Source organism: Neobacillus sp. C211 (genome assembly GCF_051842875.1).
Taxonomy (GTDB): Bacteria; Bacillota; Bacilli; order Bacillales; family Cytobacillaceae; genus Neobacillus.
In genome coordinates this window covers 72,152-87,521 of record NZ_JBPXRO010000012.1, presented here as the reverse complement: position 1 = coordinate 87,521, position 15,370 = coordinate 72,152, and the positions used below count along the sequence as shown (strand labels likewise).

At 36.0% G+C, this 15,370-nt stretch carries 17 protein-coding genes; 11 read left to right on the top strand and 6 right to left on the bottom strand.

The features are described from left to right. The first annotated feature begins 306 nt into the window (after nucleotides 1-306). Together ACSU6B_RS13255 and ACSU6B_RS13250 are read left to right on the top strand one after the other, a co-directional pair. Nucleotides 307-1,803, top strand: a complete 1,497-nt coding sequence (locus ACSU6B_RS13255; RefSeq protein WP_410885826.1) for an MFS transporter — start codon at nucleotides 307-309, stop codon at nucleotides 1,801-1,803. Between the two features lie 225 nt (nucleotides 1,804-2,028). Then, complete coding sequence (locus tag ACSU6B_RS13250) at nucleotides 2,029-3,330, top strand: MFS transporter (protein ID WP_410885824.1); 1,302 nt, start codon at nucleotides 2,029-2,031, stop codon at nucleotides 3,328-3,330. Between the two features lie 162 nt (nucleotides 3,331-3,492). Here the strand turns inward: ACSU6B_RS13250 and fdhF are convergent, their stop codons facing one another. Next, nucleotides 3,493-5,553 carry a formate dehydrogenase subunit alpha gene (fdhF, locus tag ACSU6B_RS13245; RefSeq protein WP_410885822.1) on the bottom strand — a complete coding sequence of 687 codons (2,061 nt, stop codon included), beginning with the start codon at nucleotides 5,551-5,553 and terminating at the stop codon, nucleotides 3,493-3,495. A 146-nt stretch (nucleotides 5,554-5,699) separates the two neighbouring features. Then, nucleotides 5,700-7,853, bottom strand: coding sequence for a PAS domain S-box protein (locus ACSU6B_RS13240; RefSeq protein ID WP_410885820.1), 2,154 nt, complete (start codon nucleotides 7,851-7,853; stop codon nucleotides 5,700-5,702). A gap of 297 nt (nucleotides 7,854-8,150) precedes the next feature. On the opposite strand from ACSU6B_RS13240, the gene yhfH reads away from it, so the two are divergent. From yhfH to ACSU6B_RS13225, 3 genes are all read left to right on the top strand, one after another. Further along, nucleotides 8,151-8,285, top strand: a complete 135-nt coding sequence (yhfH, locus tag ACSU6B_RS13235) for a protein YhfH (protein ID WP_088088609.1) — start codon at nucleotides 8,151-8,153, stop codon at nucleotides 8,283-8,285. A 150-nt stretch (nucleotides 8,286-8,435) separates the two neighbouring features. Further along, nucleotides 8,436-8,609 (top strand): hypothetical protein, encoded by a 174-nt coding sequence (locus ACSU6B_RS13230; RefSeq protein ID WP_214998369.1) that lies wholly within the window; start codon nucleotides 8,436-8,438, stop codon nucleotides 8,607-8,609. Nucleotides 8,610-8,626: 17 nt separating this feature from the next. After that, a complete protein-coding gene (locus ACSU6B_RS13225; protein WP_410885818.1) occupies nucleotides 8,627-8,875 on the top strand; it encodes a transcriptional regulator SplA domain-containing protein in 249 nt (82 codons plus the stop codon). 48 nt (nucleotides 8,876-8,923) lie between these two features. Here ACSU6B_RS13225 and ACSU6B_RS13220 read toward each other — a convergent pair whose 3' ends face one another. Continuing rightward, on the bottom strand, nucleotides 8,924-9,142 hold the full coding sequence (locus ACSU6B_RS13220) for a cold-inducible protein YdjO-related protein (RefSeq protein WP_251032777.1): 219 nt from the start codon (nucleotides 9,140-9,142) through the stop codon (nucleotides 8,924-8,926). Between the two features lie 47 nt (nucleotides 9,143-9,189). On the opposite strand from ACSU6B_RS13220, the gene ACSU6B_RS13215 reads away from it, so the two are divergent. After that, entirely contained in the window at nucleotides 9,190-9,333 is a 144-nt protein-coding gene (locus ACSU6B_RS13215) for a hypothetical protein (protein ID WP_410885815.1), read from the top strand. 66 nt (nucleotides 9,334-9,399) lie between these two features. Here the strand turns inward: ACSU6B_RS13215 and ACSU6B_RS13210 are convergent, their stop codons facing one another. Continuing rightward, a complete protein-coding gene (locus tag ACSU6B_RS13210; RefSeq protein WP_214712620.1) occupies nucleotides 9,400-10,077 on the bottom strand; it encodes an LrgB family protein in 678 nt (225 codons plus the stop codon). Further along, on the bottom strand, nucleotides 10,061-10,453 hold the full coding sequence (locus ACSU6B_RS13205) for a CidA/LrgA family protein (RefSeq protein WP_214998365.1): 393 nt from the start codon (nucleotides 10,451-10,453) through the stop codon (nucleotides 10,061-10,063). Before ACSU6B_RS13205 ends, ACSU6B_RS13210 begins: the two co-directional genes overlap by 17 nt. A 184-nt stretch (nucleotides 10,454-10,637) precedes the next feature. On the opposite strand from ACSU6B_RS13205, the gene ACSU6B_RS13200 reads away from it, so the two are divergent. After that, complete coding sequence (locus ACSU6B_RS13200) at nucleotides 10,638-11,240, top strand: SCO family protein (RefSeq protein WP_410885813.1); 603 nt, start codon at nucleotides 10,638-10,640, stop codon at nucleotides 11,238-11,240. A 378-nt stretch (nucleotides 11,241-11,618) separates the two neighbouring features. Then, nucleotides 11,619-13,238 (top strand): ABC-F family ATP-binding cassette domain-containing protein, encoded by a 1,620-nt coding sequence (locus ACSU6B_RS13195; RefSeq protein ID WP_410885811.1) that lies wholly within the window; start codon nucleotides 11,619-11,621, stop codon nucleotides 13,236-13,238. Nucleotides 13,239-13,283: 45 nt separating this feature from the next. Here ACSU6B_RS13195 and ACSU6B_RS13190 read toward each other — a convergent pair whose 3' ends face one another. Continuing rightward, on the bottom strand, nucleotides 13,284-13,415 hold the full coding sequence (locus tag ACSU6B_RS13190; protein WP_168244763.1) for a YuzL family protein: 132 nt from the start codon (nucleotides 13,413-13,415) through the stop codon (nucleotides 13,284-13,286). A 102-nt stretch (nucleotides 13,416-13,517) separates the two neighbouring features. Here ACSU6B_RS13190 and ACSU6B_RS13185 point away from each other — a divergent pair, with 102 nt between their 5' ends. The 3 genes from ACSU6B_RS13185 to modB all read left to right on the top strand — a co-directional run bounded on the left by ACSU6B_RS13185 (nucleotide 13,518) and on the right by modB (nucleotide 15,340). Then, the gene (locus tag ACSU6B_RS13185; RefSeq protein ID WP_026563751.1) at nucleotides 13,518-13,760 is read left to right on the top strand and encodes a YkuS family protein; all 243 of its coding nucleotides are present in this window, start codon (nucleotides 13,518-13,520) and stop codon (nucleotides 13,758-13,760) included. Nucleotides 13,761-13,880: 120 nt separating this feature from the next. After that, nucleotides 13,881-14,675, top strand: a complete 795-nt coding sequence (modA, locus tag ACSU6B_RS13180; RefSeq protein ID WP_410885809.1) for a molybdate ABC transporter substrate-binding protein — start codon at nucleotides 13,881-13,883, stop codon at nucleotides 14,673-14,675. An 8-nt stretch (nucleotides 14,676-14,683) separates the two neighbouring features. Next, a complete protein-coding gene (gene modB / locus ACSU6B_RS13175; RefSeq protein ID WP_410885943.1) occupies nucleotides 14,684-15,340 on the top strand; it encodes a molybdate ABC transporter permease subunit in 657 nt (218 codons plus the stop codon). Nucleotides 15,341-15,370 lie beyond the last annotated feature (30 nt).

Sequence of the window (15,370 nt, the reverse complement as noted above, 5' to 3'; positions counted from 1 at the left end):
TTATCTTTGATCTTAATTTTTTTCTCCTTGTTCATGCCTCTATTTTTAAATATTGTAAATCTATAATACAGGAAAAATATACAATTACGAACAAAACATGTAAATTAAAAATGTGAATTGGTACACCTTAAAAAATTTTTTACCATGAGTGTGTCAAATGTGTGTCATAACTCACTGTTGATTGACTATATGTTGTTCTATAATACAAGAAGTAAAATTTTCCATGTTCATAAACACTCTTTCTAAATATATAACGACTTTTTGGAGGAAATAATTAATTAGCATGGGAATTGAAGGGGGATTGTTATGAAACAAGGGTCAAAACAACTAATTATACAAACTGGAAGTCTGGTAGCAGGTTTTATGGTTTGGGTACTGATATCATCACTAATGCCGTTTATTAAAGTAGATATCCAACTTACTTCATCTCAAATTGCTTGGACTACGGCGGTCCCTGTTATCCTCGGTTCACTTCTTCGAATTCCGATTGGCTACTGGACCAATCGCTATGGCGCTCGAATTTTATTTACAATCAGCTTTATTATACTGCTCATTCCAATTGCGTTGTTAAGCTATGCTAATTCCTTATTAACATTAATCTTAGGAGGATTTTTACTAGGGATTGGCGGTGCTGTCTTTTCCATCGGTGTTACCACTCTTCCCAAGTATTATGAAAAAACAAAGCATGGGTTTATTAACGGAATTTACGGGGCTGGAAATATTGGTACGGCAATCACTTCCTTTTCCGCACCCGTACTTGCTACCACCTATGGATGGAGAAACACCATTAAAATCTTCCTGATAGTTGTATTAATCTTTGCTATTTTAAACTTTATATTTGGGGACAAAAAGGAACGAAAAGTTAACATTTCCTTACTCGAACAAATCAAAGGGGTATATAAAAATCCAAAACTTTGGTTTCTAAGTTTATTTTATTTTATCACGTTTGGTTCCTTCGTTGCTTTCACCATTTATTTACCATCGTTTTTAGTTAATCACTTTGAATTAGATAAAGTCGATGCAGGACTCCGGACAGCAGGTTTTATTGCTTTGGCAACCTTTTTTAGACCCATAGGTGGATGGTTAGGCGATAAAGTTAATCCTTTTCTTATTTTAATGGCTGTTTTCTTTAGCCTAACTTTTGCAGGATTTCTTTTGTCATTTACTCCATCACTGCCGATATATTCCTTTGGTTGCTTATTAGTTGCTTTCTTTGCGGGAATTGGAAATGGCGCTATCTTTAAACTAGTCCCTTTATATTTTTCCAATCAAGCGGGTATTGTGAATGGAATTGTTTCTGCCATGGGAGGACTGGGTGGTTTTTTCCCGCCAATCATTCTCACGATTCTCTTTGATTGGACTGGTCATTATGCGATTGGGTTTATGTCCCTATCTGAATTTTCCTTAGCAAGTCTGGTTATCGTAGTATGGCTATATTATCAAGATAAGTTGGATATTTCTGCAAAGATTGTAAACCATGCCTTAGATGGTATTTGTGTAACCGATGTTAATGGCATTATTCAAAGCGTTAATCCCGCATTCACAAAAATCACTGGCTATAGTCAAGCAGAGGTAATCGGTAAAACCCCAAGTGTTCTTCAATCCGGTGAACATGACAACGAGTTTTACAAAAAAATGTGGTTTAGTTTAAAAACAGACGGGGTTTGGGAAGGTTATATTTGGAACAAACGCAAAAACAATGAAATTTACAGAGAATGGCTAACTATTACAGCCATTAGAGATGACGCAGGTGAAACAAAAAACTTTGTAGGTATGTTCTATGAAGATAACGAAAAATCCTAAAAAAGGCAGAACAAAAGGAGATCTTCCCGGAGGAAGGTCTCTTTTGTTTTATAATCTTGGGCAATTTATTACAACTTTTTGTCAACTTCCTTGAGTTCACAGTTCGTTCACTGTTTTTGTGACGTACGTCACAAAATTCATGTTACCATCTGTTTTATAGTAATTACACAAACAACTCTTACTTTATAAAAATTAAAATTTGATCACTAATTAGGAGGAAATATTATGGCCAGAATTAATTATTGGAATCCAGAAGACGAAAAATTCTGGAACGCAGAAGGAAAAAAACATGCACGACGAAATCTGTGGATATCAGTACCATCATTGATGATCGCATTTATCGTTTGGCAGATATGGTCAGTCGTTGCCGTTAGACTTAACGACATCGGTTTCCATTTCACCGAAGAACAATTATTTACACTTGCAGCAGTTCCTGGCCTTGTTGGTGCGACACTTCGTTTTGTTTACACATTTGCTGTCGGCTCCATTGGCGGAAAAAACTGGACGGTAATTTCAACAGCAATCTTAGCAATTCCAGCGATTGGTATTGGCTTTGCGGTTCAAAATCCGGAAACACCATTTTCTATCATGTTATTGCTTGCAGCCCTTTGCGGACTTGGCGGCGGTAACTTCTCATCTTCGTCAGCAAATATTAGCTTCTTCTTTCCGAAAAAGGAAAAAGGGACAGTACTTGGTATTAATGGCGGTTTAGGAAACATGGGTGTATCTGTCGTTCAATTCGTTACACCATTAATAGTTACCTCAGGAACTTTTGCATTAGTAGGCGGTAAACAAGTTTTGGCAAATGGTCAGGAAGTTTGGTTACAAAACGCCGCATTTATTTGGGTGATTCCTATTGTCATCTTGACAGTTTTAGCAATGTTTAAAATGGATAATGTACCAGGTGCAAAGCAATCAGTTTCGGAACAATTTGTGATTGTAAAACGGAAACATACTTGGATTATGACAGCCCTATATGTAGCGACTTTTGGTTCATTCATTGGTTATTCAGCGGCATTTCCGCTTTTATTAAGATCACAATTCCCTGAACATATATCACTTGCCTTTCTTGGTGCATTAGTGGCCGCAGCTTCAAGACCTGTTGGTGGTTGGATGGGAGACAAACTTGGGGGTGCAAAGGTAACTTCCTATGTTTTAGTCATCATGGGAATTGGCGCTGCAGGGGTTATTTATTTCCTAAATGGAAAACAATTTGCTGGATTCTTATTATCCTTCTTAATTCTGTTCGTTGCATCTGGTATTGGTTCAGGCTCGACTTTCCAAATGATTCCGAACCTTTTTATTCCTAAAGAAGCAGCACCTGTAATTGGGTTTTCAGCGGCATTTGCAGCCTATGGTTCATTCTTTATTCCTAAACTTTTCGGGTGGTCAGTTAAGGCGACGGGCACTCCTGTTACAGCTTTTTACTTCTTTATTGCTTTTTATGTAGTGGCATTTGGACTCAACTGGTATTTCTATCAAAGAAAAGCTACAGCAGCTAAATCATTTACACAACAAGTCGGATAATTCCGACTTGTTTTTTAAAAGGCGATATTAAACTTGGCTGTTGATTTGCGCTCCAGGCGCGCAGCTTTCCACTCCAATCAACATGTGCCAAAATTAACAATGAGCTTTAACTTAGCCAATTAAAAAAACGCAGTCATTAAACTGCGTTGATTTAAAAATTCTCTATATCCTAGATATCGCAACCGCACAAGCCTTATATTCGGCTGTTCCTGAAATAGGATCAAACTCATTTAAGGTTAAGACATTGGTCGGTGTTTCACTCCAGTGGAAGCTCATAAAAACGAGCCCTGGGACTACTTGTTCGGTAATCTTCGCCTTTACTAGTAGTTCTCCTCTTCTCGAGCGAACCTGTACCACTTCACCATCTGTTATACCTAAAGCTGCAGCATCGTTTGGATGAATATCAACAGTCTCTTCTGTTTGTTTTAATTTAACTCCAGCAGCATAATGACGCGTCTGAGAATGTGTATTGTAAGATTCATAACGTCTTCCTGTTGTTAGTGTAAATGGATATTCAGCATCAGGGAGTTCCAATGGTGCAGTATAATCTACCGGTACAAATGCTGACTTTGTTGATGTCGACTCCATTTGGTGGAACCTCTCGTGTAAAATAAGTGTTCCTGGATGGTTTTCATCTGGGCAAGGATAATGAATACCATACTCTTTTTCAAGTCTTTCATACGATATGCCCCCGTACATCTCCCAAGCTAGTTTTCTAACTTCATCCCAGATTTCTTCGCTGTTGTTATAGTGAATAGGATAGCCCATAATCGTAGAAAGATCACATAGGATTTCCCAGTCTTCTTTCACATTAGGGTGTGGTTCTACCGCTTTGCGAACCCTTTGAACTCTCCGGTCGGTGTTGGTATATGTCCCATCCACCTCGCCCCATGAACGTGCTGGTAATACAACATCAGCCATTTTTGCTGTTTCCGTTAAGAAAATATCTTGAACAATTAATAAATCAAGCTTTTCAAACAATGTTTGTGTATGATTCATATGAACATCAGCAAGGAGCGGGTTTTCACCAATGACATAAAGTGCCTTTAATTCACCCGTCTCGATCCGATCAAAAGTTCTCGTTTGTGTGTCACCCACTCTTGGGTTTAGTTCAACATTCCATTCCTTTTCAAACCGCGCCCGGGAATCACTATTTGCTATGCTCATTCCACCTGTTAATTGGTTTGGCAAACAGCCCATATCACCCGCACCTTGAACATTATTCTGACCTCGAAGCGGCATGACACCAGAGCCTGGTTTACCGATATTCCCAGTTAATAACGCAAGGTTTGCTATATCAAATACATTATTTACACCACAGTGATGCTCCGTAATCCCGAGCGTGTACGCAATCATTGAACCATTTGAGGTGGCGTACTCTCTTGCAGTTGCAGCAATGTCTTCTGCATTTAAACCGGTAATCGATGCAGCGTATTCCAGCGTAAAAGGCTCGACTTGCTTTTCTAACTTCTCGAAATCAAGCGTAACCTGTTGGACAAACTCCGGACTGTATAAACCTTCTTTTAAGATGACTCTAATGAAAGCATTGATAAGAGCAATATCTGAGCCCACATTTAATTGCAAATGGCGATGTGTGGATTTTACCATATCTATTTTCCTTGGATCTATGACAATTATTTTCAAACCAGATTTTGCAGCTTTTTTCATACGATTTGCAATAATGGGGTGTGCCTCTGTTGTATTTGAACCCATCAAAAGTAACACTTCTGCTCGATCAATATCATCTAGTGTATTAGTCGGTGAACCGCTTCCAAAAACAGTTGCCAGACCGGCAACGCTAGAGGCGTGTCAAGTACGGTTACAGCCATCAATATTGTTACTATTAATGACCGCCCTCATAAATTTTTGAGTTACAAAATTGGATTCGTTTGTATTTCTCGCGCAAGCGAACATGGATATCGAGTCTGGACCCCACGTAGTTTTTATGTTGGTTAATTGACTAGCAATGAATTGATATGCTTCATCCCAAGTGGTTTCAACTAGCTTTCCTGCTTTTCGGATTAGTGGAGATGTTAATCTATTTTTTGCATGTACGTATTCATAGGCAAATGCGCCTTTTACACATGTTTGCCCTTTGTTCACTGGAGCTTCCTTGTCACCGCGAATTTTCATGATTTTGTTGTCTTTTACTTCAAGGACTAAGCCACATCCAGTACCACAGTAACCGCAGATCGTTTTTACAAAATTTGCTTCTCCCACCATTTTCACTCCTCTATAAAAACATTAATACCTCTATTACCATATTAATCTATTTAAAAAGAATGTGGATTTCTTTTTCAAAGAATATTTGTCTTTTTCTTGAATGAAAATTTTGGAAATAAAAAAACGAGAGATCAGATCCCCCGCATTCAGGCAATTTTTGCCGGTAATAAGATATTAAAGGTTGTTCCTTTATTAAGTTCACTTTCCACAAACACCTCACCATTATGGCTTTCAATAATTTTGAAACTAACCATTAAGCCTAGGCCGTTACCATTCTTCTTGGTTGTGTAAAAAGGTTCCCCTAGTTTCTTTAATTTTTCTTTGGATATTCCTACTCCTGTGTCTTGAATAGATATTTGGACATTATTATCATGTATGTTTGTTTTAACATGTAATTCGCCACCATTAGGCATAGCTTCAATTCCGTTTTTAATGAAATTCAGAAATACCTGCTTTAAGCGATTCTCATCACATTCAATTTGAATAATTTCATGATTACAATCAAAGGTCAAACGAACATTTTTCTTTCTCGCTTCGAATTCTAGCAAAGAGACGACATTCTTAATAACAGGAACAACATTTTTTTCTTCCAACTCCACTGCCTTTGGTTTTGCCAATACCATAAAGTCCTCAACAATCGTATTAACCCGTTCAATTTCATCTAGAATGATACTCAAAAACTCCATTCGCTCCGGATCTTTTTCGTCTAACTGCAAGAATTCCGCGTACCCTTTCATCGATGTTAGTGGATTACGGATTTCATGAGCAACACCTGCAGCCAATTGTCCTACAGCCGCGAGCTTATCCTGGCGATGGAGGACCTCTTCTGTTTTCTTCCGCTCTGTTATATCATTGCGAATTGCAAGGTATTGGTATGGCTTTCCTTGACCATTAATAAATGGAACAATGGTTGTGTCCACCCAATAATAAGTTCCATCCTTAGCTTTATTTCTAATCTCGCCCTTCCAGACATTTCCAGATCCGATAGTTTTCCAAAGATTTTTGAAAAAGTCCTTTGAGTGGTAACCAGAATTTAGAATATTGTGGTCTTTCCCCAGGATTTCTTCTCGATTATATTTAGATATCTCACAGAACTTGTGATTTACACTGGTGATGATTCCTTTCGCATCTGTAAATGCGACAATTGAGGATTGATCAAGTGCAAATTTTATATCAATATTCTCTTTAATTGTATCCTTAAGATGCTCTTCCGCCTTTTTGCGGTCAGAAATATCTGATCGTATTGCAATATATTGGACAGGTTTACCTTTTTTATTCAAAAAAGGAACAATTGTAGTATCGACCCAATAAAACGTCCCATCCTTTGCTTTATTACGAATTTCCCCGCGCCATATTTGTCCAGCTTGTATCGTACGCCATAGGTCTTTGAAAAACTCTTTAGAATGATAGCCAGAATTTAATATTCTATGGTTCTGACCGATAATCTCTTCCTTTTTATATTTAGAAATTTCTTCAAATTTATCGTTTACAAAAATTATTGTTCCTACTGGGTTTGTAATCGCAACAATGGTTGAAGCATCCAGTGCAGCTTTGATGTCTTTTAAGTTTGTATCCGTCGTCATTAATTGTTTACTAATTAATGTACTAGATAAAATAAGTCCACCGATTATTAATACTGATACGAAAAGTACCAAATAAATAATAAATGGACTATCAGCGCTTGATCCCCCAAGAACTTTTGGTGTCGTAAATGAGGCTCTCCTTAAAAGAAAATGACCTTCGATAATTGCTAATGACATAATGATTGCACTAATTGGTTTTACCCAAACCTGATTACTTTGGGTATAACTTTTTGAAGAAAAAAGAATCCATAAAGAAAATAAAAAGGAACCAAAGATTAAAAGTCCTGAAAAAACAAGCAAGAGGAAATTAAATTTAATATTTACATTCATTGCATATAATCCGATTACCTGTATTGCAATTACTGCAAAGGTTAGAAATACACTGCCCACGATTAAATGATAATATTTAATTTGTTTTCCATAAAATGAAAGGAAAGCCATTCCTGTAAAAGCAATCCCAATAGCCATTGAAAGAATCGTAAGTGGAATTTGATAACTTGCGAACCGATTTGTATCTGCTGAAATGAGTCCGATAAAGTTCATGATCCAAATCCCGATTCCCATAGATAATGTTCCACCCAAAAATAGGAGCCTCTTATTTTTTTCAGACGACTTAATTAAGGTAAACATATCTAATGCTGTATATGATGCCATGATGGTTAAACCAATGGCAATAATAATGTAATAAGGTTGAAAAGTCCCGATCATTGCATTCATTTACCAGCATCTCCCCACTTCTATATTGCTTTTCTACTATGATTGTAATGTAAATCGTAATGTTATGGAAGCAGCAAATATCGAAGATTGTCAATTTCCCTTTACTTTAACCGAAAAATAACCTTCATATTAAAACAAGAAAAAAGGAATAAATTAATTCTTGTGATAAAAGACTTATTTTTTTAAAATGGCAGATTTTTTTTATAAAAAGTCTACACATTTTTATTTATTTCGGCTATACTGTACTATAACAAGAGTGATTCAAATAAACTGTATTAATAAAGGGGGATTTTTATTATGTTAATGAGTCCAGTTGAGTTTTTTCGTACTTTGCAAAAAAAGGAATGTTCAGAGTGTGGTCAGCACATGGAGGAACAAGCAGAAAGTTACTTTATGGAATGTGACCGCTGTTTAGCTAAAAAAGAGGAATAGTTCAAAAAAACTCTCCATTTTTGGAGAGTTTTTTTGATATTAACTCATTAATGATATCTACTGTATTCAATTTATTTCCGTTTTGGAGAGAATTAGGAAGGCATAAACCTTTTTAGAGAAGCAAACCCTTTAGATAAGGAGTTGAATTGAATGTTTAAAAAGGATGATTCTCGAACAGAACAAACCAGAGACCCTCTAAAAGAAACTTTTGCTGGTCGTACGAAAACTGTTTCAGGTGATTCAGTGGATAAACTTAGAAATCTTGAAGAAGCCAACACGTTAATTAGCGGAGATGAGATTCAACAGCAAAATGAAAATCTTTAGAAAGGCGGTTAAATTATATGGGGATGATTGATATAGCTAATGCTAAACTGGGTGATGAAGTTTATATTATTTATCGGAATCCTACTTTTCTAACTGCCGCAAATATTAAAGCCGCCGAAATTGTCCAACATCCAAATAACCCTGATAACTTAGCGTTATATCTTAATGAGAAATTTCTTGACCTTGAAGAGGATGATGCACTTTTTAGCAGCTCTGATGCAGCAAAAAAGGCATATGATACACATTTTTTTGATTTTGGTGAATAAGAAAAGACTGTCATTTATCTATGACAGTCTTTACAAATATATAAATTCTTAAATTTGCGGAAGTTCTCTCATTTCCTGTAACATTTCATTGCCACACATTGGGCAGAGTAAGTCATCTGCCACAAAATCTTTCCTCATCCAACCTATACACGCTTCATCTATACAAGAATAGATTTCAGTATCAACCAAGATTGTTTCAATTTCTTCTTCTTTAGCTCTTTTACCGTAAAAAATGGGAACCGCCTCCTTTTTTATTAGTATGCACAAAAAAGTGGCTTTTCATTTCCATAAATTCCATAGGAGTTGGAAAAATAATGTTTACAAATAAAAACCAATACACAATTGTTGGAACGGATATCGAAGAAGTTAAGAGGTTAAATAGCCAATCAGGCTTAAGTTATAATGAAGTCAAGAAGCTACTTGCAGAAATGTACCATGATAATAAAAAAGAAAAGTAGAGATTTTTTCTATTTGAATTATGAAAAAACTAAAGCCTTCCTGTTAAATGGAAGGCTTTAGTTTTTCTATATGAAATAAGGAATTAGATATGGTACGATAAACGAAATTAATAAGGCGGCAATTCCCATTGCTGCTCCAGCAACAGCTCCTTGGATTTCTCCCTCTTTGACTGCTTCAGCTGTGCCAATTCCATGTGCTATCGTCCCGATTGATAAGCCTCGAGCAAAAGGATGATGAATTTTAAACATAGTCAGAAGCTTTGGACCAAACATAGCTCCAATCATTCCAGTAAGAATAACAAAAGCAACGATGAGTGATACGTTAGCTTTTATTATTTTCCCTATTTCTGTTGCAACTGGGACCGTAACTGACTTTATCGTTAACGAAAGAAGTAGCATTTTAGAGAAATAGAAGCATTTAGCAATAACTAGGGCAGTGGTAATCGTTGTAAATGACCCAATTAAAAGTCCAACACAAGCAGCAACTCTATACTTTGCAATCAAATTCCGATTTTTATAGATTGGCACTGCTAAGGCTACTGTTGCTGGCCCGAGCAGGTAAGTCATAATTTTTTTAGCAGGAATATATTCACGATAAGTAATATGTGATCCTACTAGCAGGATAATAATGATGAATGTACTTAGGAATACTGGGCTCGTTAAAGGGGAGGAATACTTTTGGCCAAACCCACGAGATAGTTTATAGACAGCAATTGTTAGGAAAATACTATAAACTGTGATCATGATAATTCACTTTCACCTTTTCTTTTTTCATTATCACTGATTGGGTGGCTTTACCTGCCGATAAAAGTCCAATAAAAGTACTTGTTACAAGGACAAATAAGATAATGACGCCCTTATGTATGAAGATTGGCCCCAATGTCATTAATCCTACGGCAATAGGAATGAAAAAAAAGCTTAAATGTTTTAATAACCATGTGGACGCTACATCTATTTGTTCGACTTTTATTACACCTGTCCAGAGTAAAACTAAAAGGAGTAGTATACCTATAACATTTCCTGGTATTTGCAAATGAAGAATTCGTACAATTTGATTTCCAATCTGATAAATCACAATTAATATCAATATTTGACTAGAAAAAGTCAGTACTTTTTTCACTAAATCCCCCTCCTTTTCTCTGGAATAAAAAAGTACAATCGGCAATATTCTAAATTTTTTAAAAATATAATCAATAATACTACAGTATAAAGGAATCACTTTTAATTTGCACTAACTTTTGTTCACAAAATATCCATATCTTTTTTCGAATAACTTCATTATCTTTATGGTAGGAGGGATACATATGAAAAAGATCTATTTAATATGCAGTCTTACTGTGTTTATTGGGATTGCAGCAGGAATTTCTTTCTTTCTCATTCGCGATGCAAATGCGAAAATACCTGCAGAAGTTACCTTGATAGACCAAAACGGGGAATCATATAATTTTGGTAAGGATCATACCAAATTAAAGCTTGTTGAATTCATCTACACTCATTGTCCTGATATTTGTCCAACAACCACCGAAAAAATGATTGACTTGAAAAAAGATTTTGAAAAGATTGGCGTTTTTGGTAAGGATATTGAATTTTTAACAATTACCATCGATCCATATCGAGATACTCCCGAGATATTAACTAGTTATATGCAGGGGTTTGAGATAGAGAATAACAAACAATGGTTATTCTTAACAGGAGACAAGCAAAACATAAAAAGGGACCGCCAAGAAATGAAAAAGGTTGCGGATGCGATGCAATTTCAATTTAAAGATCCTGGCAATGGTCAATTCATCCATTCAACCTTTACCTTTCTGGTTGATGAAAACAATAAATACATCGACAAGTTTCTAATGGGAAAAGACTTTAATAAAAAAGAAGTTTATGACACAGTAATGGATAAATTAGACTAAACAAAAAAGCGATTAGTCCACTTGGGATTAATCGCTTTTTATTACTTTTTTTCTTTAATTCACGGATGAAGGGTATTTTTTTATTTGCTGTAAAGACAAAAGGTAATTAGACTTTGGTTTTGTTAAACTCGCTTTTATACCGGCCTTTTTTAACTTGTTAACGAGTTCAGTCAGTTGATTCTTCGCCATATTTCTCACACCTTCTTTTACTTGCTTCATATCCCAATTCTACAACAAAAATATGAATAAAGTGTGAAATCGGAGAAATTTTTTTAGAAAATTTTTCTTTTAAAAAGAACTTCGTCTGAAAGAATTCGCTCTTCTACTATTTTAATGGTATAATCAGTAGATATTTTGTTCTTGGAGGATGTTTTAAATATGATTACTGTAAGTAACGTAGGTTTAAGGTATGGAGACCGGAAGTTATTCGAGGATGTAAACATTAAATTTACACCTGGTAATTGCTACGGATTAATTGGTGCAAATGGTGCTGGAAAATCAACCTTTTTAAAAATTCTATCTGGTGAAATTGAAGCACAAACGGGAACTGTCCAGCTCGGACCAAATGAGCGGATGGCTGTGTTAAAACAAAACCATTTTGAATATGAAGAATACGAAGTATTAAAGACAGTTATTATGGGACATACAAGACTTTATCAAGTGATGCAGGAAAAAGATGCAATCTATATGAAGGAAAACTTCACCGATGAAGATGGTATGAAAGCCGCCGAGCTTGAGGGTGAATTTGCTGAATTGAATGGATGGGAAGCGGAACCAGAAGCTGCTATTCTTCTAAAAGGCCTAGGCATAGGTGAAGATCTTCATTATAAGAAAATGTCAGAGATCACGGGGTCAGAAAAAGTAAAAGTTCTGCTTGCACAAGCTTTATTCGGCAGACCAGACGTTTTACTTCTCGATGAGCCTACAAACCACTTAGATATCAAAGCAATTCAATGGCTCGAGGATTTCTTAATTAACTTTGAAAATACTGTCATTGTTGTATCCCATGACCGTCACTTTCTAAATAAGGTTTGTACACATATTGCCGATTTAGATTTCGGGAAAATTCAAGTTTATGTTGGTAACTATGATTTTTGGTATGAATCAAGCCAGTTAGCTTCAAGATTAACTTCGGATGCTAATAAAAAGAAGGAAGAAAAAATCAAGGAATTACAAGCCTTTATTGCACGCTTTAGTGCCAATGCCTCGAAATCAAAACAGGCTACTTCTCGTAAGAAGCTACTTGATAAGATTACGCTTGATGACATTAGACCTTCATCTCGCCGGTATCCTTTTGTTGGATTTACACCAGATCGTGAAATCGGGAATGATTTGTTACGAGTCGAAGGTTTAACAAAAACTATTGATGGTGTAAAAGTTCTTGATAACATTAGCTTTATCGTCAATAAAGGTGATAAAATCGCTCTTGTCGGAACAAATGAGGCAGCTAAGACAGTGCTGTTTAAAATTCTAATGGGTGAAATGGAAGCTGATAATGGTACCTTTAAATGGGGTATTACCACTTCACAGGCTTATTTCCCTAAGGATAACTCCGAGTATTTTGAGAACAGTGATTTAAACCTTGTCGATTGGCTTCGTCAGTTCTCACCTAAAGATGACAGCGAAAGCTTTTTAAGAGGATTTTTAGGTAGAATGCTTTTCTCTGGTGAAGAAGTACTGAAAAAAGCAAGTGTTCTTTCCGGGGGAGAAAAAGTTCGCTGTATGCTTTCTAAAATGATGTTAAATGGTGCGAATGTCCTCCTTCTTGATGAACCAACTAACCATCTAGACTTAGAATCGATTACGGCTCTTAATAATGGTCTAATTAACTTTAAGGGTTCGTTGCTTTTTGCGTCCCATGACCATCAATTTATCCAAACAATCGCCAATCGAATTTTCGAATTAACGCCAAAAGGCTTAGTAGATAAGCAAATGAGCTATGATGAATACCTTGAAAATGATGATATTCAGAAGCAAGTTGCACAGATGTATCAATAAATAATTAGACGGCACCCACGGTTTGTAACGTGGGTGCCTGTTTTATTAGCTTTTTTTCTGTTTTCTTCTTGATGATGGTTCAGTCCGTGAACCTGTTTCGGTTGTAGTTGTTCCCTGACCTTCTACTTGCGGGGAAGCCAACCCGATTGTCGATGGATCCTTTTTACGTTTTCCCATTTTTGTACACCTCCCCTATTAGTTTTTGGATGATTATAGCTACTTATTCCGAATAATTACGGTAAAGTTAGGCAAGATAATTTAGAGGAGGAGGTGTTTTGTATGGCAAAAATTGGTGTGGAACAATCTCTTGCACAAGTTCAACAGGCTTTACGTGAAAAAGGACATGATGTGATCGAATTAAAGCAAGAGTCGGATGCTCAGAATTGTGATTGCTGTGTGGTTACAGGACTAGATTCTAATGTAATGGGTATGCAGGATACCTTTACAAAAGGATCAGTTATAGACGCAAACGGCCTGTCTGCTGATGAAGTATGTCAACAAGTCGAAAGTAGACTACAATAATCAGGTTATTTTTCAAAGACTAAAGGATTTACTTTAGTCTTTTTTTTGTTTCTATTCTTTAATGATTAAATCAATTTGCTATAATGATTATAAATGAAGATGTTTGAAAGGACGAATTACATGAAAAAAAAAGGTTTGATATGGTTTTTTATCGTAATTTTGGTGTTTCTACCCGCATGTTCAACTAAACTTCCAGAAAAAGATATCAAGCAGGCTAAGAAAATTGAAATTACAATTTCTGCAGCGGTAAGTCTTGACAGTGCTTTAATGGAAATTAAGAGGCAATTTGAAAAAACAAATAAACAAATTGCTATACTATATAACCTTGGAGGATCCGGTGCTTTAAAACAACAAATTATTCAAGGGGCCCCAGCAGATATTTTCATCTCTGCCTCTAAAGATCATTTTGAAGAACTAGTAATAAAGGGCTTAATTGATGAACAGAAACAAACGGATTTATTGAGCAACCAAATCGTATTAATTACAAATAAAAGCAAACCAGCACCGTTAACCAATTTTAAAGATTTGAATAAAAGCGGTATAAAGAAAGTGGCCATAGGGACTCCTGCAACTGTACCAGCAGGAATGTATGCAAAACAAACACTGCAGAAACTCGATATTTGGGACAGATTACAATCAAAAATAATTCAAACAAAAGATGTTCGCCAAGTACTTACCTATGTAGAGACAAATAGTGTTGATGCTGGTATCGTCTATATGACAGATCTGAAAGGTTCTGATAAAGTAAAGGTTGTTACTGTCGCTGATGAACAATCTCACGAACCAATTATTTATTCTGCAGGTATAATAAAGTCATCTGTTAAAAAGAAAGAGGTTTCCCTATTTTATGATTATTTACAAACTCCAACGGCACGAGCGATATTTAAAAAATATGGTTTTAAAGTATTGGATTGATCTTTTTGATGCAAAGTGAATTCTGGTCCCCCATTATTTTATCGCTAAAGGTTGCGTCTATTTCTGTTACCTTGGTGTTTGTGTTTGGAATCTTTTTTGCTAGATTACTATCAAAAGGACTCTTTAGGGGAAAAATGCTCATTGAAATTATTCTTTTGCTTCCTATCGTATTGCCCCCTACAGTGATCGGATTTTTACTGATATTCTTTTTTGGTGGGAATAGTCCGGTTGGATCAATAATAAATAAACTATTTGATAGTTCCATTATGTTTACACCTTCTGCTGCAGTGATTGCTTCAACCATTGTTGCTTTTCCCTTAATGTACCAAACGGTAAAGATTGGTTTTCAATCTGTTGATAAGGGAATAGAAGAAGCAGCAAGAGTTGATGGTGCAAACGAACTGAATGTATTTTTACTTGTAACCCTGCCATTATCTACAAGATCAATTATTACGGGCCTTATTCTTAGTTTTGCAAGAGCACTAGGTGAATTCGGAGCAACCTTCATGTTCGCCGGAAATATTCCCGGAAAAACACAAACTGCTCCCACCGCCATTTATATAGCCATGGAATCTGGGAACATGAAATTAGCCTGGCTCCTTGTCATATCGATGATTATTATCTCATCCTTAATGTTACTTGCTACCAATGTAACACAAAAATAGCCATGAAAAGGTTTCATCCTTTTCATGGCT